This window comes from Pseudohongiella sp. O18, from assembly GCF_021729085.1.
Taxonomy (GTDB): Bacteria; Pseudomonadota; Gammaproteobacteria; order Pseudomonadales; family Pseudohongiellaceae; genus Pseudohongiella.
Map to the genome: position 1 here is coordinate 477,909 of NZ_JAJSAR010000001.1, position 22,845 is coordinate 500,753.

17 protein-coding genes are annotated in these 22,845 nt (G+C 54.5%); all 17 read left to right on the forward strand.

Annotated features, from left to right (window positions below):
* The first annotated feature begins 28 nt into the window (after positions 1 to 28).
* Positions 29 to 1,489, forward strand: a complete 1,461-nt coding sequence (locus tag LVD14_RS02190) for a glutamate synthase subunit beta (RefSeq protein ID WP_237132392.1) — start codon at positions 29 to 31, stop codon at positions 1,487 to 1,489.
* Positions 1,490 to 1,613: 124 nt separating this feature from the next.
* Entirely contained in the window at positions 1,614 to 2,570 is a 957-nt protein-coding gene (locus LVD14_RS02195; protein ID WP_237132393.1) for an ABC transporter ATP-binding protein, read from the forward strand.
* A complete protein-coding gene (locus LVD14_RS02200; RefSeq protein WP_237132394.1) occupies positions 2,567 to 4,159 on the forward strand; it encodes an ABC transporter permease in 1,593 nt (530 codons plus the stop codon). Before LVD14_RS02195 ends, LVD14_RS02200 begins: the two co-directional genes overlap by 4 nt.
* Positions 4,160 to 4,191: 32 nt before the next feature.
* On the forward strand, positions 4,192 to 5,232 hold the full coding sequence (locus LVD14_RS02205) for an AI-2E family transporter (protein ID WP_237132395.1): 1,041 nt from the start codon (positions 4,192 to 4,194) through the stop codon (positions 5,230 to 5,232).
* Between the two features lie 68 nt (positions 5,233 to 5,300).
* A complete protein-coding gene (gene proC / locus LVD14_RS02210; protein ID WP_237132396.1) occupies positions 5,301 to 6,110 on the forward strand; it encodes a pyrroline-5-carboxylate reductase in 810 nt (269 codons plus the stop codon).
* Between the two features lie 41 nt (positions 6,111 to 6,151).
* A complete protein-coding gene (locus LVD14_RS02215; RefSeq protein WP_237132397.1) occupies positions 6,152 to 6,730 on the forward strand; it encodes a YggT family protein in 579 nt (192 codons plus the stop codon).
* Between the two features lie 5 nt (positions 6,731 to 6,735).
* Positions 6,736 to 7,935: a homoserine O-succinyltransferase MetX gene (locus tag LVD14_RS02220; RefSeq protein ID WP_237132398.1), complete on the forward strand. Its 1,200-nt coding sequence runs from the start codon at positions 6,736 to 6,738 to the stop codon at positions 7,933 to 7,935.
* Positions 7,925 to 8,539 (forward strand): methionine biosynthesis protein MetW, encoded by a 615-nt coding sequence (gene metW / locus LVD14_RS02225; RefSeq protein ID WP_237132399.1) that lies wholly within the window; start codon positions 7,925 to 7,927, stop codon positions 8,537 to 8,539. The genes LVD14_RS02220 and metW overlap by 11 nt, the downstream gene beginning before the upstream one ends.
* Positions 8,540 to 8,541: 2 nt before the next feature.
* On the forward strand, positions 8,542 to 9,222 hold the full coding sequence (rdgB, locus tag LVD14_RS02230) for an RdgB/HAM1 family non-canonical purine NTP pyrophosphatase (RefSeq protein WP_237132400.1): 681 nt from the start codon (positions 8,542 to 8,544) through the stop codon (positions 9,220 to 9,222).
* Positions 9,222 to 10,406: a radical SAM family heme chaperone HemW gene (gene hemW, locus LVD14_RS02235; protein ID WP_237132401.1), complete on the forward strand. Its 1,185-nt coding sequence runs from the start codon at positions 9,222 to 9,224 to the stop codon at positions 10,404 to 10,406. Before rdgB ends, hemW begins: the two co-directional genes overlap by 1 nt.
* Before the next feature lie 373 nt (positions 10,407 to 10,779).
* Positions 10,780 to 13,449 carry an endo alpha-1,4 polygalactosaminidase gene (locus LVD14_RS02240; RefSeq protein ID WP_237132402.1) on the forward strand — a complete coding sequence of 890 codons (2,670 nt, stop codon included), beginning with the start codon at positions 10,780 to 10,782 and terminating at the stop codon, positions 13,447 to 13,449.
* Between the two features lie 13 nt (positions 13,450 to 13,462).
* The gene (locus tag LVD14_RS02245) at positions 13,463 to 17,041 is read left to right on the forward strand and encodes a hypothetical protein (protein WP_237132403.1); all 3,579 of its coding nucleotides are present in this window, start codon (positions 13,463 to 13,465) and stop codon (positions 17,039 to 17,041) included.
* Positions 17,042 to 17,136: 95 nt separating this feature from the next.
* The gene (locus LVD14_RS02250) at positions 17,137 to 17,634 is read left to right on the forward strand and encodes a penicillin-binding protein activator LpoB (RefSeq protein WP_237132404.1); all 498 of its coding nucleotides are present in this window, start codon (positions 17,137 to 17,139) and stop codon (positions 17,632 to 17,634) included.
* 43 nt (positions 17,635 to 17,677) lie between these two features.
* Positions 17,678 to 19,045 (forward strand): PelD GGDEF domain-containing protein, encoded by a 1,368-nt coding sequence (locus LVD14_RS02255; protein ID WP_237132406.1) that lies wholly within the window; start codon positions 17,678 to 17,680, stop codon positions 19,043 to 19,045.
* The gene (locus tag LVD14_RS02260) at positions 19,008 to 19,985 is read left to right on the forward strand and encodes a HEAT repeat domain-containing protein (RefSeq protein WP_237132408.1); all 978 of its coding nucleotides are present in this window, start codon (positions 19,008 to 19,010) and stop codon (positions 19,983 to 19,985) included. Before LVD14_RS02255 ends, LVD14_RS02260 begins: the two co-directional genes overlap by 38 nt.
* Positions 19,969 to 21,465: a GT4 family glycosyltransferase PelF gene (pelF, locus tag LVD14_RS02265; protein WP_237132409.1), complete on the forward strand. Its 1,497-nt coding sequence runs from the start codon at positions 19,969 to 19,971 to the stop codon at positions 21,463 to 21,465. Before LVD14_RS02260 ends, pelF begins: the two co-directional genes overlap by 17 nt.
* On the forward strand, positions 21,465 to 22,835 hold the full coding sequence (gene pelG / locus LVD14_RS02270; RefSeq protein ID WP_237132410.1) for an exopolysaccharide Pel transporter PelG: 1,371 nt from the start codon (positions 21,465 to 21,467) through the stop codon (positions 22,833 to 22,835). The genes pelF and pelG overlap by 1 nt, the downstream gene beginning before the upstream one ends.
* Positions 22,836 to 22,845 lie beyond the last annotated feature (10 nt).

The window sequence follows — 22,845 nt, forward strand, 5'->3', positions numbered from 1 at the left end:
TACAAAATTGCAAAGATAAGGTTTTAACATGGGTAAACCAACCGGTTTTAAAGAGTTCGAGCGCAGCACGGTTCCCTACCGTGCGCCGGCAGAGCGACTGCTGGACTACAAGGAAATTTACACCGACCCGGCGGAAGAGCACCTGCAAACGCAGGGCGCACGCTGCATGGACTGCGGTGTTCCATTCTGTCAGTCCGACAACGGCTGCCCGGTATACAACCTGATCCCCGAGTGGAACGATCTGGTCTACAAGGGTCAGTGGCGCGATGCGCTGGATCGGCTGCACAAGACCAACAACTTCCCGGAGTTCACTGGACGAGTATGTCCAGCGCCGTGCGAAGGTTCCTGTGTACTGGGTATCAACAACCCGCCGGTCACCATCAAGAACATTGAAAACGCCATCATCGACAAAGGCTTTGAAAACGGCTGGGTACGGGCGAATCCACCTAAGTTCCGCACCGGCAAAAAAGTCGCCGTGGTCGGCAGTGGCCCCGCCGGACTGGCTGCTGCAGCGCAGCTGAACCAGCACGGTCATGAAGTGACTGTCTATGAGCGTGAAGACCGCATCGGCGGCCTGCTCATGTACGGCATCCCCAACATGAAGCTGGAAAAAGATGTTGTTGATCGTCGCGTCAACCTGCTGAAGGAAGAAGGCATCAAGTTTGTCACCGGCGTAAATGTTGGCGGCAAGGGCGTTAATGGTCTGGACGTCAGTGAACTGCTGGATAAAGTCGACGCCCTGTTGCTGGCTACTGGCGCAACTACTGCACGTGACCTGAAGATTCCGGGCCGTGAAGGTGATGGCGTGCATTTTGCGATGGAGTTCCTGACTGCCAACACGCGCAGCCTGCTCGACTCTGAGCTGAAAGACGGCAACTACATCAGCGCCAAGGGTAAGAACGTGATCGTCATCGGTGGCGGTGACACCGGTACCGACTGTATCGCAACATCTTTGCGTCACGGCTGCAAGTCGCTGGTCAATTTCGAGATCATGCCCAAGCCGCCGCGTGAGCGTCCGTCGGATAACCCCTGGCCGCTGTGGCCGAAGATCTATCGCGTTGACTACGGTCATGAAGAGGCCGCCGAGCGCGATGGCAACGACCCACGTGTTTACTCCATCAGCGGCAAAGAGTTTGTCCGTGATGAAAACGGCAAGCTGCTGGGCATCAACACTGTCGAAGTGGACTCCAGCTTCAAGGAAGTGCCGGGCACAACCAAGTTCTGGGAAGCCGATCTGATTCTGCTGTCCATGGGTTTCCTGGGGCCAGAGCACTACATCAGCGAGCCGCTGGGACTGGAACTGGATCAGCGCTCCAACTACAAGGCTGAATACAAGAGCTTCCGCACCAGCCACCCCAAGGTGTTTGCTGCTGGTGATTGCCGCCGTGGCCAGTCCCTGGTGGTGCGCGCCATCGACGAAGGTCGTCTGGTAGCTGAAGTCATCGATCAGCAGCTCACAGCCAGCCAGCAGGAAGCCAAAGCCAGCTGAGTTGTCTGACTGAAGACGCCATATCCGGCAGCTGCGGCTGCCTCAGCAAAGGCTGTCATCCTCGCGGATGATGGCCTTTTTTGTGAGTGACATTTTTGCCACAAGCGTGTGCTAAACTCGACGAATGAGCACACCGGTTCTGACGCTTGAAAACGTCACTAAACGCTATGGCGACTTTACCGCAGTCGACCAGATAAACCTGAGCATACCGCAGGGCTCTGTCTATGGTTTTCTGGGACCCAATGGGGCCGGCAAAACCACCACTATCCGCATGATTCTCGACATCATCCGTCCGGATACTGGCCATATCGATGTGCTGGGCCACCGTTCGGCCATGGATGTGCGTCACCGCATCGGTTACCTGCCCGAAGAAAAGGGCCTGTACAAAAAAATGAAGGTCTGGGCCATCATCAGCTACTTTGCCACGCTGAAGGGTATGTCGCGCAGTGCTGCCCGCCACAAGGCATTTGAGTTGCTGGAGCGCTACGGTCTGAAGGACTTTGCCGAATCCAGCATCGAGTCATTGTCCAAGGGTATGGGCCAGAAGGTGCAGGTATTGGCCTCCATTGCCCACGAACCCGAGCTGGTCATTCTGGATGAGCCATTCTCCGGACTGGACCCGGTCAATCAGGAAGTGCTGGAGCAGCTGATCAAGGACCTGTCGGCTAATGGTCAGACCGTGATTTTCTCCACGCACATCATGCAGCATGCCGAACGTCTGTGTCAGCGCCTGCTGCTGATTACTCAGGGCCGCAAGGTGTTTGATGGCACCGTCAGTGAGGCACACGCCATCATTCCGCGCCGCGTTGTACTGGAAACGCGAGGTGATATCCATTCGGTACGCGCGCTGGACGGCGTATTGTCGGTTCAGGAGCAGCCTCCAGAGGACGGCAGCGCCAGAGCCAACGGGATTCGGCAATGGGAGCTGTACGTAAAAGAACAGGCCGACCCGCAACAGATACTGCAGCACTGCTTTGAGAACGGAGTCTCACTCAGTCGCTTCGATTTCACTCAGGCCAGTCTGCATGATGTATTTGTGCATCTGGTTGGCAAGGAAGCCCGGGAGCATAATTTTAGATGAGAGTGACGCTGCTGATCGCCTGGCGCGAGTTCATGGAAAACGTCAAAACCAAGGGCTTCTGGATTGGCGTCCTTCTGGTCCCAATTGTCTTTTTTCTGATCTTCCATATCTCAAGCCGCCTGGCCACCGCCACACCGACGCGCTATTTCATGCTGATTGACCAGTCTGGTGAGTACGGCGGCGCGGTCGCCACGGCCATCAGCCGCGAACACCAGCGCCAGGTCATGCAGGAGTTCATGCGCTATCTGCAGGCAAACCGCGTTGATATGGGCGGCGCACCGCCGCCACAGGCGCCAGCAAACCAGCTCGATCAGCTGCTGGATGATTTTGGCAATGACGAAGTGTCTGCGCTTGATGACTGGCTGAGCAACGGCGGCCTGGACATGGCGCTGCAGATGGCCCGGCCCTACCTGCGCGAAGATGCACCGCCCTTCACGCCGCCACGACGACAGTTCATTGCCATTGATCCCCCAGCCGATCTGGACACCAGTGCGCCACCGCAGACCATTGTGGAATACATGCGCCCCTATCTGAATGGCGAGCGACGCCTGCAGCACGACGGGACCGCCGTACCCCTGTTTGCCCTGATTCTGGTACCTGCCAATGTGGCCGGTGATGTGGTGCGACCTGACTCGCTGGAGCGCCTGATGTTGTCTGACGGTACGCCCAGTGGCGTTCAGTACTGGGCTGCCAACCTGACTGATACCCGCTTGCCGAATGCCATTCAGGCCAGTCTCAACAACACCATCCGCCAGCAGGAGTTTACCGCACAGGGCATAGACATTCAGGCCGTGCGCGACATTCAGAGGACCCGGCTGCCATTGAGCCGTCTGGATCCTGGCAAACAGCTGGGTGAGGCCGAGGTCAGCATGGCTGACACTTTCCGGCAGTGGGCGCCGATGGGTTTTGTGTATCTGATATTCATCTCCCTGATGCAGAGCGTGCAGTACCTGCTCAGCAATACCATTGAAGAAAAATCCAATCGCATTATCGAAGTGCTGCTGGCCTCGGTGACACCTGGCGAGTTGATGATGGGCAAACTGCTCGGCATTGGCGCCACTGGCATTACGACCATCCTGGCCTGGATTACTTCGTTTTTTGTGTTTTTGCAGCTGTACCAGACGGTTGAAACGGCCGCCATTGTGCAGATTCTTGACGTGCTGCTCAGCTCTGACCTGATCCCCTACTTTGTGTTCTATTATCTGTGTTGTTACGCGCTGTATGCGGGCATCTTCCTCGCCATAGGCAGTCTCTGTAATACGCTGAAGGAGGCCCAGAGCCTGATCATGCCGCTGATCATGATTCTGATCGTGCCGGTGCTGACGATGAGCTTTGTCGCTCAGGACCCCAACGGCACCATGGCCCGCGTCATGTCCTGGATTCCGCTGTTCACGCCATTTACGATGATGAACCGTGCCGCCGCGCAGCCACCCATGGTGGATGTGGTGGGAACAACCATTGTGCTGGTACTGACCACGATTGCTGTGTTGTGGCTGTCCGGGCGTATCTTCCGGCAGGGCATTCTGCGCACTGGACAACCGCCGCGTATCGTTGAAGTGTGGCGCATGTTGCGACGACGCCGTGTATAAAAGGCCTACAGGCCAAGTGAGGACTCACCATTATGCGTGAAACCATGGAGAACCGCGGTTTTCTGGTGGTGCTGGCGGGCATCTCAGCGGCGTTTCTGTTGATCTTGCTGCCGTTCTGGAGCGCCATCTTCTGGGCCTGTGTCATGAGCCTGCTGTTTAATCCGCTGCAGCGTCGCATGGTCCGCATCTTTAAGGGACGGGAGTCACTGGCAGCCCTGTTTACGCTGCTGCTGGGCATGGTGCTGGTCGTCATCCCGGTAATCGCCATTGTGTTTGCCTTCATCAATGAGGGCGCCCAGCTATATGAGTCTATCGAGAGCCGGGAAATCAATCCTTCGGAATTCATTAACCAGATCGGCACCGCCGTGCCCATCCTGCCCGAACTATTACAACGCCTGGGCATCGACACCTCCAACCTGCGCAGCTATCTGTCCGAATCGGCCGTGGGTCTGAGTCGCATCATTTCGCAGGAAGCGCTGGTGGTGGGTCGCAACACAGTTGCCTTCACACTCAATCTTGCCCTGATGCTGTATCTCACCTTCTTCCTGCTTCGCGATGGCGAGACCATCGTCAACTGGATGCGCAAAGCCCTGCCTCTTAACGAAGATCGACGGCAGGTCTTGTTCAGCAAGTTTGCGGAAGTTTCCCGCGCCACCGTTAAGGGCAACCTGGTGGTCGCCATCGTGCAGGGTGGCCTGGGCGGTTTTATATTCTGGATGCTGGACCTGCAGGCGCCGGTGCTGTGGGCGGTGGTCATGGCCTTCCTGTCACTGGTGCCCGCAGTGGGTGCCTCGCTGGTGTGGATACCGGTGGCGATATACATGTACGCCACCGGCGACTGGATGAAGGCCTCGATACTGGTTGCCTACGGCGCCGTTGTCATCGGGCTGGCAGACAATGTGCTGCGCCCCATACTGGTTGGTCGCGATACCAAGTTGCCCGACTATATGGTGCTGTTTTCCACACTGGGTGGCATCGCACTGCTGGGCATTAACGGCTTTGTCATCGGCCCGCTGATTGCGGCGCTGTTTCTGAGCTTCTGGAGCATTTTCAGCAAGGAATTTAACGGCTGAATGCACTTGCCGCCCTGCTGCGCTAGAATAGCCGCTTGATTGTCTTACAACCCCGGGGAACAGCCGCTTTGAACCAACGCCAGATCAGTTTTATTGGCGCCGGCAACATGGCAAACAGCCTGATTCGAGGTCTGCTTGCCAAAGACGTGCCCGCGCAGAATATCGCCGCTACCGACATTGACAGTGACAAGCTGGCCCAACTCGCCAGCGAGTGCGGCATTCGCACCGGTGATACCTCCTCTGTCGCCTCCGAAGCCGATGTCATTGTGCTGGCCGTCAAACCACAGGTGATGGCCAGTGTCTGCGAAGCGCTGCGTCCGCTGATTGGTAAAAAAGACTGCCTGATTATTTCCATTGCTGCCGGCATTCCGGTCAGCTCGCTCGCCAGTTGGCTGGGTGACGACAGGGCCATTGTCCGCTGCATGCCCAATACACCTTCGCTGGTGGGCGAGGGCGCCACAGGCCTGTTTGCCAACGCCCGATGCAGCGAACAGCACCAGCAACTGGCTGGCGACATCATGGCGGCCGTTGGTATTGCCTGCTGGCTGGATCAGGAACAGGACATCGACGCTGTCACGGCGCTGTCCGGCAGCGGCCCGGCCTACTTCTTTCTGATGATGGAAGCCATGGAAAAAGCCGGTACGGCCATGGGCCTGACTGCCGAAACGGCACGGCAGCTCGCCATTCAGACCGCCCTGGGTGCTGGTAAACTGGCTGCAAACAGCGATGTCCCTCCGGATGAACTGCGCCGGCGCGTGACCTCGCCAGGTGGAACAACCGAACAGGCTGTGCTGTCATTCCAGCGCGACGGCTTTGAATCCATCGTTGAAACCGCCATGAAAGCCGCGCAGCAACGCGCTGCCGAACTGGCCAAATAAGTTCAAATTCAACAGACACGAAATAGCGGGACAGGATAAACATGAACACTATCGGCGACATCGGAACCTTGCTTGTCAGTACGCTGGGCTCACTTTATCTGATGGCTATCCTGCTGCGATTCCTGCTGCAATTGTCGCGCGCTGACTTTTATAACCCGATTACACAAATGATCGTGCGCTTCACCGATCCGGGCGTGCAGATTTTCCGCCGTATCATCCCGGGTATCCGCGGCATTGATCTGTCATCGCTGGTGCTGGCCATCGTGTTTCAGTGCGCAGCCATGTACGCACTGATCTTTCTGGCCGGGCTGCAGTTCCCGAATTTTGGCCTGATTCTGACCTGGGGTCTGGCGGGAATACTCAGCTTCATTCTGAATATCTATTTCTGGGGCATGCTGATATCCATCATCGCCAGCTTCATCGCGCCCTTCAGCGGACACCCGGCACTGGTGCTGGTCCGACAGCTGACTGAACCGGTCATGGCACCGTTCCGGCGCCTGCTGCCGTCCATGGGCGGCCTGGATCTGTCACCCATCTTTGTGTTCCTGGCCATCCAGATCATCCGCATTGTGCTGATCATTCCGGTCCAGGCCAATCCACGCTTCGTGCTCGGACTCTAAACACAATGCCCGACGTGTTACCCGAAAACTCTGTGGGTCTGGTGACGCCACAGCTTTATCATTTTGATGAACCGTTGCCGCTGCGCAGCGGCAAAGAGTTGAAGGCCTACGACCTGATGGTCGAAACCTATGGCGAACTCAATGCCGAGCGCAGCAATGCCATTCTGATCTGCCATGCCCTGAGCGGCGACCATCATGCGGCCGGTTATCACAGTATGGATGACCGCAAACCAGGCTGGTGGGATGTAGCGATCGGACCTGGCAAACCCATCGACACCAATCACTTTTTTGTGGTGTGCCTGAACAATCTCGGTGGCTGCGCCGGCAGCACGGGGCCGGCCTCCATGAATCCGGATACCGGCACCTGGTACGGCCCCGATTTCCCGGTGGTCACTGTGCGCGACTGGGTAAACAGTCAGGCACGCCTGGCCGACCGTCTGGGCATCGACAAATGGGCTGCAGTCATTGGAGGCAGCCTGGGTGGCATGCAGGTAATGCGCTGGTCCATCAGTTATCCCGAACGCGTCCGTCACGCCATCATGATGGCTGTGGCACCAAAACTGTCGGCACAGAACATTGCGTTTAATGAAGTCGCTCGGCAGTCGATCACCGCCGACCCTGATTTCCATGCCGGGCGCTATCGTGAACACAACACGCTGCCCAAGCGTGGTGTGATGCTGGCACGCATGGTCGGTCACATTACCTATCTGTCGGACAGTGCCATGCGGGAAAAATTCGGTAAGGCGTCCGAGCAGCTGAAACAGGCGTCGCTGAACCTGGGCCGTGATCTGCGTGCGGGCAAGCTGAGCTTTGGCTTTGATGTCGATTTCCAGGTGGAAAGTTACCTGCACTACCAGGGCGAACGCTTTTCTGAGACATTTGACGCTAATACCTATCTGCTGATGACCAAGGCACTCGACTATTTTGACCCCAGCGTCGACTACGACGGCGATCTGAGCAAGGCATTCGCCAACAGCGATTGCCGCTTTATGCTGGTGTCGTTCAGCACTGACTGGCGTTTTCCACCGGAACGTACCCGGGAGATTGTCACCGCATTGCTGAAGGCCGGCAAACAGGTCAGCTACCTGGATATCGAAGCCGATCAGGGTCATGACGCATTTTTATTGCCAGTGCCACGCTACATGCAGGCACTGACCACCTATCTTGATCGCGTCAAGCTGGAGATCAGTTCTCATGCGGCCTGATCTCGACATTATTCAAAAGTGGATTGAACCTGGCAGCCGGGTGCTGGACCTGGGTTGCGGCGACGGCGCCCTGCTGGCCTACCTGCGTGATAGAAAGCAGATCCACGGCATCGGCCTGGAGATCGACAACCAGAAGATCAACGGCTGTCTGGACAAGGGAATCAGCGTCATTCAGCAGGACCTGAACAAGGGACTGCAGAATTTTGAGTCGCAAAGCTTTGATACTGTGCTACTGACCCAGACACTGCAGGCCGTGCATTTCCCCGACAAACTGGTCGACGAGATGCTGCGCATTGGCAAGAACTGCATTGTCACCTTCCCCAATTTTGGCAACTGGAAGAGCCGTGCCTACCTGGCGTTCAAGGGGCGCATGCCGGTTTCTGACTTCATGCCTTATGAGTGGTTCGACACACCCAACATCCATTTTTGTACGGTAAAGGATTTTGACGAATTCTGCCGCAGCCGCGACATCGATGTGATCACCCGAACAGTGGTGGACATCAAACATCGTGACAGCTGGATTATTCGCGCCTTTCCCAACCTGCTCAGCGAAATTGCCATCTATCATTTCAGTCGCAAACCTGCCAAGTCCGAGGCTGCCTGACAATGAGCACCACAACATCCACAGCAACGTTTCTTAACAACCAGAAGATCGTGCTGGCCAGCAGCAACGCCGGCAAACTGGCCGAGCTTCAGGCACTGCTGAGTCCGCTGGGTGCCACCCTGATCAGCCAGGGCGACATGTCTGTGGATGATGCAGAAGAAACAGGTCTCACTTTTATAGAGAACGCCATTCTAAAAGCACGTCATGCCAGCGCCAAAACCGGCCTGCCAGCACTGGCAGACGACTCCGGTCTGGCCGTGGACGCACTGGGCGGTGCGCCTGGTATTTACTCCGCACGTTATGCTGCCGGTGATGTCGGGCCCAGCTGGGGCACCATGGAACGTTCGGCACGCGATGCCGCCAACAACTACAAGCTGTTGACCGAATTGCGGGATGTGGCTGAGGCCGAACGTACCGCCGCATTTCACTGCGTACTGGTTTTTGTGCGCCATGCTGAAGATCCTGTACCGGTGGTCTGCCACGGCCAGTGGCACGGTCGCATTCTTCATGAGCAGGCAGGCGAGGGTGGTTTTGGTTACGACCCGCTGTTTTACGTCCCCGCCACTGACTGCAGTTCCGCAGAGTTGCCCGCAGGTCGCAAAAACCAGATCAGCCACCGCGCCCTTGCCATGCAGCTGCTGTTGCAGCAATTGACCGGGACACCGCCCGCCGCGTTAGCCTGATGCTGACCCTGCCGCCTCTCAGCCTTTACATTCACGTACCCTGGTGTGTGCGTAAGTGCCCCTACTGTGACTTCAATTCACACGAGAATGAGTCAGACGAGCTGCCGGAAGACGACTACATCACGGCACTGCTGGATGACCTTAAGCACGATCTGAAGTATGTTCAGCGCCGAGAGATTCAGAGCATTTTTATTGGCGGCGGTACGCCCAGTCTGCTGTCGGCCAAAGCCTACGAAAGGCTGTTCGAGGGATTGCAGCAGCATCTGACCTTTGCCAGCGACATTGAAATCACGCTGGAGGCCAATCCTGGGACAGCAGAACGCGAGAAATTTGCAGATTATTTCCTGGCTGGCATCAATCGTCTGTCGCTTGGGGTTCAGAGTTTTTCGCCCGAGCAGCTGCAGAATCTCGGCCGAATCCACGACAGCCACGATGCCGAACGTGCCATCGAGTATGCGCGCAATGCCGGATTCAAACGGCTGAATATCGACATAATGTACGGCCTTCAGCAACAGGCTCCGGAACAGGCACTGGCCGATCTGGAGCGGGCGATTGGCTTTGATCCGGAACACATTTCCTGGTACCAGCTGACCATCGAGCCGAATACCGCATTCTACAAGCAGCCACCGCCGCTGCCGGCAGAGGACACGCTGATCGACATGCAGGATGCCGGCCTGGCGCTATTGGAAGGCGCTGGCTACCAGCGCTATGAAATATCTGCCTTTGCAAAGCAGGGCGAACAGGCACGTCACAATATCAATTACTGGCAGTTCGGCGACTACCTGGGTATTGGCGCTGGCGCTCACGCCAAGCTGAGCCAGCCGCACCGGCAGCGCGTATTGCGGCTGCGCAAACGCAAGCAGCCGGGGCATTACCTGGCAGCGGCCAAACACAGCCTGGCGCAGGAAAGTACGAACCTGGCCAACCGATATCCCTACCTGGCCGATGCCTCGCCGATTGAAGCGGACGAGTTGCCTCTGGAGTATTTGCTGAATGCCCTGAGGCTGCGCGAGGGGTTCACAACAACCCAGTTTGAGCAGCGCACCGGGCTGCCCTACACAGTAATAGCCGATAAGGTATCAGTGCTGCAAAAGCAGGGCTTGATGGACACCACAGACGAGCAGGTCACGACCACGATCAGAGGCTACCACTTCCTTAACAGTGTGCTGGGTTATTTTGTTTGATGCCTTTCGACCGTCGACCCGTAGCACGGGCTCTGAAGCCAGCGTCTGAGCTGCTCGCGCTGGCGAACACAAGCTTCTGCCCCTATTTATCCCTCACTGAACGGACGGATTGTCTGTAGAATTATCGAGGCTATTGGCGATGCGTCTCTACAGTTTCCCGGCTAAACCATCTGTCACTCTCTTTTAATATAATTATCAATAGTTTATATTTTCTCAAATGACCAGAAAAAGGCTGCTCCCTATCATCCACTGCAACTGGTTAAAATCAGCTAAACCATTCTATTTATTGGTTTTTATTCTGCTATTGGCGTCCCCGGCGCAATCACAGGAATCGCCTGCGTCAATTGTCTTCTATTACGGACCGGTAGACTCTGTGCGTGAGCTGCTGAGTTTTGACCGGGTCGTGGTCACACCAACACAAATCTCTGACCGGCAGATTGCCCAGTTGCACAAGGCCAATATCAAGGTTTATGGCTACCTAAGCGTTGGCGAGTGGGACAACAGTCTTGGTCAGGTTCCGGGCGGCAGCAACGTAATGACACAGAATACAGCCTGGAACGCTTCGGTCATGGATTTGCGGGACAATGGCTGGCGCGACTACCTGCTGTCGGAGGCCGAGGCCCTGGGCAACCGCGGTTTTGACGGCCTCTTCCTGGACACACTTGACAGCTACATGCTTGCTCCCTTGTCCGCCGATGAACTGGATGCGCAGCAAGTTGCACTGATTGATATGCTGGACGAACTTTCTCGAAATGCCAGCGATGACTCGGAGGTCGAGCTGATCCTCAACCGGGGCTTTGAACTGATCAGCCGGTTGTCATTTCAGCCAGCAGCAGTGGTTGCCGAAAGCATGATCAATGGCTACGACGCAGCCTTTGACTCCTATTCTGTAAGAACTGCCGCTGATACACAGTGGGTCACCGACCGCCTGCGGGAAGTGCAGCAGGCTGGTATCGAAGCGATTGTAATCGACTACCTGCCATCTGATCGTCAGCAGGAAAGGATTGCCGCTGCACGTCGGCTGGTCGAACTGGGTTTCACGCCCTACCTGTCCAACGGGCTTCTCACCGATGTCGGTGTCTCGACCGTGTATCCAGTACCACGGCGAATACTGGCTTTTTACAACGGCAATCAGTTCTTGAAAAAGCTGTCGCCATGCCACCGCTTTCTCTCCGTGCTGATCGAATATGCGGGTTATGTACCGGAGTGCTTCGACGTCAATGCCATCGACAGCCTGCATTTTGATCCTGCCAAGTACGCCGGGGTCGTGTATTGGCTGGCACAAAGCAATTACACAAGCAGCGCCCTGGCCAGATTCATTGAGCAGGTGCTGCAAAACCAGAGTGTACAATCGCTATTTATTGGTGAATTGCCGGAAAGCAGAACGCTGCTGGAAAGCTTGCATCTGCAGGCCGCAGGAAACTTCCAGGGCAATCTGTCAACCAACGTCAATCAGTTACGTTACCGGATGCCGACATCAACACTCAATGTCACGCCTCGTTATATTCTTGCTCCCGGCGTGGACAGTACTGATGTATCGGTAAAGGTCGAGATTACCGATGCCCAGGGTGCCAAAGGCATTGGTCTGATGGAAACCTCATGGGGTGGTATTGTCACGCAGTCACTGACTGTGCAGGAAATGATGGGTGATCGTATACGTTGGAGCCTTGATCCCTTTGAAAACATACTCTCATTGTTGCGGCTGCCTTCCATTCCGGTGCCTGACGTTACAACGGAATCAGGGCAGCGGATCCTGACCGCGCATATTGACGGTGATGGCTTCCCTTCAATTACCTATACGGGCAACCGGGGATTCGCCGCAGAAGAAATTCGTCGGCAAATACTGGAAAGGTACCCTTTACCCCATACGGTCTCGGTCATCGAGGCAGAGGTTGCCCCGCACGGGATCTACCCTCAATTCTCCGCAGAGCTGGAGAACATTGCCCGGGGTATATTCAGCCTGGATCATGTTGAAATTGCTTCTCACACCTTCAGCCATCCATTCTTTTGGGACGAGAGAATAGCCAGCGGTGAGCGTGTCTACGGTGATTCGCTGGAGATCCCTGGTTATGAACTGGATTATGACCGCGAGGTATTTGGCAGCGTTGAATATATAGAACGTGAACTGATCCCTGCCGGCAGCGACAAAAAAGTTGAAGTGTTTTTGTGGTCAGGCAGCGCCAATCCGACACCGGATGTCATACAAAAAACTCACGAGCTGGGCATCTATAACGTCAATGGTGGCAACACCTATGTCGTCAACAGCAACTTTTCCATTGCACAGATTTACCCGCACCTGAACTGGTATCCAAACGCAGTGCAGGTATACGCCCCCCTGATGAATGAAAATCTGTACACCGATCTATGGACGGACAATTACAACGGTTATTCTCGCGCTGTGGAGAGCTTTCAGCTGCTGGGCGAGCCCCGCAGGCTTAAACCCATCAGCATCTACTACCACATGTACTCAGGTATTTATCCTGCATCAATTCGCGCGCTTCAACAGGTCTATGACTGGGCTATCAGCCAGCCCGTGACGCCAATGTATCTGAGCGAATTTGCCGCGAGAGCCAGTTCGCTGTACGAGACAGGGTTGGCAAGAAGCATTCTCAACGATTCGGACGCACCCGTCTGGCTGGTAGCCAGCACCGGCGTTCGCAGCCTGCGGATCGACGCTGGAGCTGTGCCTGATGCCGATAGTGTTGGACTGACCGGATTGAACAAGGGGCCAGATGGCACCTATATTTCACTGGCACAGCCCAGAGCGACACTGAGCCTTGCGGGTGACGAGCGACTTTCGCCTTTCGGTGGTGATCCTTACTTACAGACTGCCAACGGACAGATTGAGCAGTGGCAATGGCAAGGCCAGGAGCTTCTCATTGAAGTGGAAAGCCACGTACCGCTTGAGATGACCATTGCACAGGCAACGAACTGTCAGCTTAAGCAATCTGACACTCAGATCGACTCACAACAATCAGGCGCAACCCTGAACCTGGCGAGCTCTTCTCCTGGTCGATTCAGGCTTAGCCTGCTGTGCATATGATCAGGATCTGGCGATGAGCACGAATCGCAAAAAACCTCAGCTCAAGCACCGGTCACTAAGTGGCCGCGAGGTTTTTCTTAATCGACGTGCGATCATTGCCCTGACAGCGTCAACAGTGACACTGTTGACTTTGCTTCAGCCCAACCGTGAACTCCTGTTAAACATGCTGGATGACGCCAACGACCCGACCGTTGCACTGGCGTTTCTCAATGTATTGCGCGAGGATGATGAACCGACCGCGCAACTTCAGTATCTGATTGCCAAACAGCGCGTTCAACTAAACGAGTTTGAAGAGGCGATAGCGCTGATAGAGCCTGCTGAACGCTTTGGGCAAACGCCGTTCCAGGAAGAAATTTATGACCTGTTTACTCGTAGCCTCTGGCAGCTGGCAACGCTGAGGCAGGACGAAACCGCCGCCGCAGCAACTGCCCGGCTGCATGAGTTTCTGTCTGAAAACATGGGAAGCTTCAGTGAGGATCAACTAAACCAGTTCTCCCTCTATGCCATTCAGACTGGCTCTCCCGCGTTGTCATACGAACTGCAGACACTGAGACCAGACGCAAGCCAAAGTGAATTGTTGACGCTCGCGCAACAGGCCGGACTCACCGACCAGGCCTACCAGCATGCACTTCAACTCTATAGGGACGACCCGATATTCGCGAACTTACAGCGTGTCCTCGGGTTCGTTCAACAACTGGCAGACTGGCAGACCGGTATCGAACTGGCACAGCAGCACGCCACCGGGACTTGCGACAACAACTGCCTGCAGGCGCTGATGACTTTCCTGTTGTCCGCCAACAGCGCCAACAGTGCTGTGGGGCTGGCCTATGCCAAGGCGGAACAAAGCAGCTCTCCAGACGACTGGTTACAGGCCACTCAGCTGGCGCTGGCCGTTGGTGATCTTGAAACTGCCGCTGCCTGGCTGGAGCGCGTGGTGGCGGAGAATGCGGCACTTCGCAGTGCGCATCAACGACAACTGGTTGACCTATATGTTGGTCTGCAGCGGTTTGACGAGGCCCTGGCTTTGATGCAGGAGTTCATCAACCCAGATGATTCTCCAGAGCTGATCCGGTACGTCATCCGTGTGGCTTATGCAGCGATCAATATCGAAGTGCTTGAGTCCTACCTTTACGGTCTCGCAGCACAGGGCGCCGCGTCGCTGGTTGAGATCCGGGAATGGATTGCCGTCGCTGACAGAATAGACGGCGCAGATTACGTGGCTGAAGCGCTGAATTCCATACTCACTGGTGAAACAGCCAGCGGCCAGTTGACCGAGGCTGAGCTTCGCTTGATCGAAGTGGAACTCGGTCGCTTCTACAATTTTGTGGGAGACCAGGAAGGCACCGTTGCTCTGTGGCGGTCTCGACACCCGGGTAATATCCCCAATGTCGAGGAACCCTATGCTTACGAAAACCTGAATCAGTTTATTCAGGCATTTGTGGATCTTAATGAGCCAGAAGAGGCTTTGGCAACTGCCGTCAACTTTCTTGATCTCACCGAACTGAACCTTGATCAGCTGGACAATATCAGAAGCCTGGCTTATTTCGTTGGCGAGCGCGATATATTGCGCAATATTCAGGAGATAATGCTGGCGCAGGAAGCCAATACCATCGACCCGTTCCTGCTGATCGCCACACACGAAGTGTCAGACGACTCAGAGCGTCAGCGGCTGTGGGAATACTACCGACTATTCAGACAGAATCAGTCTGGAACCGCCAACCAGCTGCCTGATTCCGCCCGCATCATACTCGACTCGATGCTGCAGGGTGCGATACTGGATCAGAACAGCGCCGATGTAGCGCGAATAAAAGAACAACTGAACAATTATCGCGATCACCAGTCTGTCGAGATGCAGGAACTCAGGCTGCGAATTGCGACCTACGAAGCAGACAACGAAACGGCCAGACAGTTGCTGCAACAGCTGATTGCATTGCGCCCTTCCGTTCAGCGCTACAAGGAAGAGTCTGTCTGGATTGCGATAGCTCTTGACGATACGCGCTGGCTGGAGGAACTTTACCGACAATTATTCGCCAGTGCGCTCAACAATGCTGAGCTGATCCAGTTGATGGCTTACGCGGCCCAGAATCTGGACAACACCCTGCATGCACAGTTCTGGTATCAACAACTTTATGAGCAGGATCTGGCTGCCCCCTCTGACATACTTGCTTACGCCATCCTGTTGCAGGAGCACGGTAATGACGCCCTGGCACAGGCACTGCGCTGGCAGGTGATCAGCACAATGGCAGATGAATTGCGAGAAGAGCTGAATGGCGAAATCAGTTATCGCTCGCTGTTATCCATTTTTGTAGGACCTGCACATTCGAACGCGCAGCTGACGCAGGCTCTGGCGGAAGGCGTAGAAGCTGAAGAGATCAACAGCATTCTGTTTACACAGTCACAGAACGGACTGCAACGTATTGCCTATTGGCAGGCCATCGGCATGCTGGAGGAAGAACAGCTGAGTGAAACGGTGCAACTGGCACTTGCTCTGGCACGGCGGGACGAGAATGCCATCCGCAATCTTGCCATTCAGGGTCAGAACCTGACGGGCCTGGAACGGGCCTCCTCGCTGGCACAGATCGATGAGCGAAGGCTGGCCTGGCAGTACGGCGAAGAAGCGCTTAATCCAAGCCTGACCAACAACGAACTGTCACCCATGCAAAGACTGCTGGCAAACGAACACTGGCATCGCAGTCACGGCTGGTCTTACGCCTTCGCCGGGACGCCCAGCTATGGTCTGGGTGGTTCAGAGCTGGAGTATTACCGGCCGGTTCGCAACGGCCAGATGCATGTGACCCTGGCAGACGCACAAGCTGATCAGCCGTCGTTTTATAACGAAGACTACTCCTCGCAGTCATTGAATATTGGCTGGCAGACACCTGAAGAACATTATCAGTTGGGCGTCCAGCATCGTTATGGCCAAAGCCACGCAAACCTGCAGATTGATACCCAGTGGCAGCTAGGTCCGTGGTTAACACCTTCGGCCTCTCTGTTCTGGAATACTCCGGCGACTCAGAGTGAAAATCTTGCACTGGCCGGTCGACAATCCGGGGTTCAGCTTGGCACGGCCTGGCAGCTCACCAGTCGAACAAGCATCAGCGCCAATATCCAGGCTCGTGAGTTTGAAACTGACTTCTCTGAACATATTGGCGACAGCAGACAGATTTCCTTGCGTGTCAGTGACATCTGGCAGCGAGTCCCGGTATGGCAGATATACATGCAGTACGACCTGCAGGAGAACGATATAGCTGACGGCGAACTGACACGCCTGATGTCGCGTACCAATACATCAACAACGGTGACTCCGGGCGCGTTTCTGTCAGATAAGTACCACCGATTTGCGATTGGGCAAAGCGTCTCTCACGGCAACATTGGGCGGCAGGGGCCTGACGTGAAAGGCGCCAGATACCTTTTTGATACCAGTCTGGGCTACAACTTCGAGTTGGAAGAGGTCGACTTCAACATCAGTTTTGGCCTGGGAGTAAGAGTATTCGGTGGCGATGAGTTGTCTGTCACCGGCAGCTGGCAGAATACCGACATCAATGGTCAAACCAGTACACAAATTAACGTTAAATACTTTATGGACTTTTAAACAGGCTGGCTTGGCCAGGCCAGAAAACGCTGTGGAGAGCAATTATGACAAGCAAACTGAATGCAATGATAATACCCAGGACAGTTCTTCGTCTTATGTCGGGACTTTTAATGGTCGGACTTGCCGCGTGTGGCACAACGGTCAGCGAGGACTCCCCTGAGCTTGACCCGTCGAGAACGCTGTATGTCATGCCGTTCTCAAATCAGTCCAATATGCCGATGGCACAGTCACAGGTCGAGGAACTGGTGGCGTCCGTACTGTCGTCACAGGGGCTGACTGTGCGCGTGTATCCCAAGTCCCGCATCAGCGATGTACGGGCCAGTCTGGAACCAGAACTTCGCCAGGAAGAAGCCAGGGCCTGGCTGGCACAGCAGTCATCGGGCTACATTGTGCAGGGGGCCGTTCATGAGTGGCAGTACAAGTTCGGCATTGACGGGGAGCCAGCCGTCGGACTGACACTGGTGATTAGTGAACTGAACCAGAATGAACTATGGCGCGGGTCGGCTTCACGCAGTGGCTGGGGACGTGAATCGATCACACGGATCGGCATTAAAGCCATCGAGGATATCACGGAAGAAATAAACTGGCGGTAACGCCAGCCCCATTACTCTGGACCAGGCTTCAAATGATGCCCATATGAAACTTAAGACAATTGTTACAAAAATCGTTATCGGTACGCGAAACGAGGTGATTCGCTGGGTTGAGCTCGTTGTCATCTCAGCAATTTCGGTGCTGATCTGGCGATATCAGAACACCATAAGCTACGACGCGGCGACAGACTACTTTTTCTGGCCAGCCTTGGGGCCGGTGCTGGTTTCTCTGCGCTACGGTTTCGGCAAGGGATTGATCAGCCTGCTTCTGACGGTTGCTCTGGTTGAAGGGCTCAATACGATGACTGGTGAGTCAATACCGCTGAGCATTTCAGTTATCCTGGGCACGGCGCTATTAACCATGATTACCGGGGAGTTCCGTGACAGCTGGCACCTTGTTAATCAGCGCCTGACCTTGAACCAGGAGTTTTCCAATAGCCGACTGGAGATGTTCACTCAGGGTTATCACCTGTTGAAAGTGTCACACGACCAGCTTGAGCAACGGCTTGCCGGACAACAGATGAGTCTGCGAACAGCTGTTCAGGAGATTAAGCAGTTTACCTCTGCTGATGGCAAGTTGACGCCTGCTGTAGCGGACCGGACCCTGGATGTACTGGACAAGGTCATCTCCATCTACGAGGCGGGCTTCTATGAAGTCATTGATGGCGAGATTTCCACTCGCCCTCTGGCCCAGCTCGGCACAGTTGAAGAACTGGTGATGGATGACCTCATGGTGCGTGATGCAATGGAGCAACGTATAACGGTTGGCGCACGTGACCTGTCGGAATCAGGGGACCAAACCAATCTCAGAGGTGTCAGCAAACTGCAGTATCAGCTCGTGGTGCCTCTGGTCGACGTGATGGGCAACATCAAAGCGATCATTGTCGCCTCGCAGGTTCGCTTTATTCAATTGACCCAGGGCAACATCGCTCTGGTTCACCTGCTGGCAAGCTTTATTGCCAACCTGGTCTCCACGGATGTGCATACACCGAAGCTACAACCTGAGCAGCGTAAACTTTTTCTACATTATCTTTCCAACCAGGATAACTACTATACCCACTATCAGGTGGACAGTTCGCTCGTCGTTTTTACTGACCAGAGCAAAGACCAGAGCGTTGATATCGAGCAAATTACTGACTTTCGTCGGGGCGCAGATATCTACTGGGTAACGCGCGACAAAAACAGGAATCAGGCTGTATTTGTGTTGATGCCAATTACGAACCTGATTGAAGCTGAACGTTATGTGACCCGTATCAGAAAAATCCTAATGAGCCGACCAGGCGTTACAGAAAACAATTTCGAAATTATTGGCCCGTTGTACGTAAATAGACAGGCGGAGCAGGTTCAGGACCTGCTCATCAGATTTGGAGCGTTCAGTGACGATCTTGCTGATTCTGATTACACTGATCACTGAGACCCTCAGTATTTATGGTCAGGCGACGGGTCTCTGGACCAGCTGGGTCTGGTTCTGGCTGTTTCACGGTGTTGCTGCAGCCGCGTATACACTCGCCTGTTTCAGACTGCTACCGGAGGAGTACAAGCGACCGACATTGCAGTCTGTTCTGTTTATTTCCGTGATCTCGCTGGCAATGCCGGTCGCCGGCATGATTGGCCTGACAATGCTTTACGTTGTGCTCGCCAACTGGCCGAGAAAACCGACGAACATCCTGTGGCGCCGGGCGGATCACATCGAGTTGCCATCCGAGGCGCAGACAATCACAACCTCCATGTTTGGTGTGGCAGGCCTGAAAGACATTCTGCTTTATCACCCCGACCCGGAGCGCCGGCTGGCAGCCGTCAAGGCCTGTCGATACATTCCAAACCGTGATGCCCTTCCGCTATTCCGGCTGGCAGTTACCGACAAGGAGGACGACATTCGATTGCTGGCGTTTTCCTTTATCGACAGAATGGAGAACACCCTTACCAAAAAAATTAATACCCTGAAAGTAAAACTGGAAAAGTCGGAGACGGCGTCGACACTGGTACAACTCGGCGAATTGTACTGGGAGTTTTACTATCTCGGGCTGAGCGATGGAGCAATCACCAGAAACTACCTTGAATCTGCCCATATTTATTTTGACAAAGCCGCCGCTCTGGACCCGCGAGGTCAGATATACATCAAACTGGGACGCGTTCACCTGGCACTGGGGAATCTGGATGAGGCGGAAATGTGTTTTGAGAATGCGATAGCCGCGGGCTCGGATCGCGATTCGATTGCCCTGTACCGTGCCGAAATCGCCTTCAAGCGACGCGAGTACGGCAAGATAGACGATCTGTTATGCAAGTGCAGCGGCGGCCCCGATGGTGAGCACAGCGAAGAACTACAGGAGTACTGGTGTGTCTCAGCAAAGTGATGTCTGCCTGATGCTGGAGGGCACCTATCCTTACGTGCGCGGCGGTGTGTCGAGCTGGGTGCACCAGCTTATTCAGGGCATGCCGCACCTCAGCTTCTATCTGGTATTTATTGGCGGTACGCGGGAGTCATTTGGCGAGGCGCACTACGAGCTTCCTGCCAATGTCGTCGGTATTGAAACCCATTACATCATGGAGCCGGAGGCCTCTGTTGAGCCGCGCGCACGCAAGGTCAGCGAGAACTTCATGCTGCAGTGGTACAGTGTGCTGGGACATTTTTTTGATTCCGGCGAAGCATTGTCACGGGACGATCTGGATTTTATGCTGGGCCAGCTAGCCAAAGATAAGGGGTTCAGCCGCAAGGATTTTCTCTTTAGTGAACAATCCTGGCAGGTGCTGCTTCTGCTTTACGATGAGTACGCCACCAACCAGTCTTTCATTGATTTCTTCTGGACTTTTCGAAACATATACAGCCCTCTGTTCAGGCTTGTCGAGATTGCCCGGGAGATTCCGCCAACACGGGTGATACACAGTATCTCAACGGGCTTCGCCGGTTTTCTGGGCTCTCTGACAAAACACCATCAAAAGATTCCCTATCTGTTAAGCGAGCATGGCATCTACACAAAAGAGCGAAAAATCGATCTGAGCCAGGCGGAATGGATCAAGGAACGACACAATGTGCTGGATAACAGCATGCATCGCTCCAATGAACAGACCCGTCTGATGTGGATCAAGTTCTTTGAGCAGCTTGGGCGAACCAGTTACGCATTTGCCGACAAGATCACCGCGCTTTACGAAGGCAACAGGCTCAGGCAGGTTGCGGACGGTGCGCCAGCGGAACGGACGCAGGTGATAGTAAACGGCATTAAGCTCAGCCGCTTTGAAAAGGCCTATCAGGCAAGACCTGCGATGCCTCCGAAAATCGCTGCGCTGGTGGGACGCGTGGTACCAATTAAGGACATCAAGACCTTCATTCGTGCCATTGCTGTGACATGCAGCTCGGATCCAGACATTCAGGGCTGGATTGCCGGACCCACGGAAGAAGACGAAGACTATTTCCACGAATGCGAGATGCTGGTGACCAGTCTCAATATGGAGAGCAACATCCACTTCCTCGGTATGAAGAATGTGGCAGAGTTATTTCCTCAGATTGGGGTTTGTGTACTGTCGTCAATCAGTGAGGCTCAACCATTGGTCCTGCTTGAAGCCATGGCCTGCGGTATTCCGTGCATTGCAACCAATGTTGGCGCCAGTGCAGAGATCATTCACGGCATGACCGAAGAAGACCGCCAGATCGGCTCATGCGGTTGGATTACCAATATTGCATCACCTGACCGGATCGCCGATGCCATCAAACAATGTTTTCACCCCAATACAAAATGGGCGGAACTGGGTGACAATGGACGCAACCGGGTCATCAAGTATTATCAGGAAGAGATGATGTTTGATCGCTTCAGACAGCGCTATGAGGAGTTGATCTGATGGCAGGGATAGGATTTGAGTTACGGAAAATTCTGAAGAAGAACACGCTGTTTTCCTATCTGGAAGCCTACGGCCTGGCGGCCATTATCGGCTCCGGGCCATGGGCATTGTCCATCCTTGCCCTGCTGTTGATTGGCATCATCAGTATCGGACGCATTTTCCCTACGGATCTGATTATTCAGTTTCTTGTCATGGTGACCTATCTGATGTCGGCCTCGCTGATTCTCAGCGGGTTCTTCCAGTTGATGCTGACACGTTTTATTTCCGACCTTATCTTCCAGCAGGCGTCTGAGGACATCGTCCCGAATCTTGTTGGCTGTATGCTGGTGATCTCCTCCATCTCTTATGCATTCGGGCTGGGCGTCAGTTATGTGACCGATCTGCCGAACAGTATTGAGATCACTATGATAAGTGGCCTCGTCATTCTGAATAATCTGTGGATCATTATTGTTTTTCTCAGCGGCATGAAGGCCTACTACAAAATCCTCCTGACGCTGGCTGCCGGCTACGCCATCATGGTGGGCGCATCTTTGTTAATGCCGACGAATGGTCTTCTGGGACTGCTGCAGATATTTGTGGGATCGCAGGCGCTGATCACCTTTCTGTTGTTGATATTCGTGTTCCGGGAGTTCAGGTTCCGACGCCTGGTCAGGTTCGACTTTTTGGATCACAAGAGAGCTTTCTATTCGCTGGCGTTTTGTGGACTCTTTTATAACCTGGGTGTGTGGGTCGACAAGTTTGTGTTCTGGTTTCACCCAGACGTTTCGTTTAATGTGATTTCCATATTCCGAGCCTCCTACATTTACGACCTGCCAATTTTTATCGCCTATCTGGCCATCATTCCAGGCATGGCGGTGTTTCTGCTGCATATGGAAACGGATTTTGCCGAGTCGAACGGCAAGTTCTACGATGCCGTCCGGACGGGTGCATCGCTGGACGAGATTTTTATGTACAAAGACAAAATGGTGATGGATGCCAGGAACAGTCTTTATCAGATTTTCAAGGTACAGGGCATCACGCTCGCTCTGCTGCTGCTTTGGAGCGATCAGATACTTGCCTTCCTGGGTATCGACCAGGCCTATCTGCATCTGCTATACGTGGATCTGGTGGGGGTCTCGCTGCAGGTTTTGCTGATGGCACTGCTCAATGTGTTGTTCTATCTCGACAAGCGCTACATTTCATTGTTTCTGATTTCGCTAATGATGGTTTTGAACTTTGGTCTCAGCTGGTTATCAATACAATTGGGGCCGCAGTTCTATGGCTACGGGTTTGCCATCGCAATGCTGGTCTCGACGCTGGTTGGCATTGCCTTCCTGAATCGAAAGTTCGCGAAACTGGAATACGAAACATTCATGCTACAGCGCTCATAACGGAGGCACT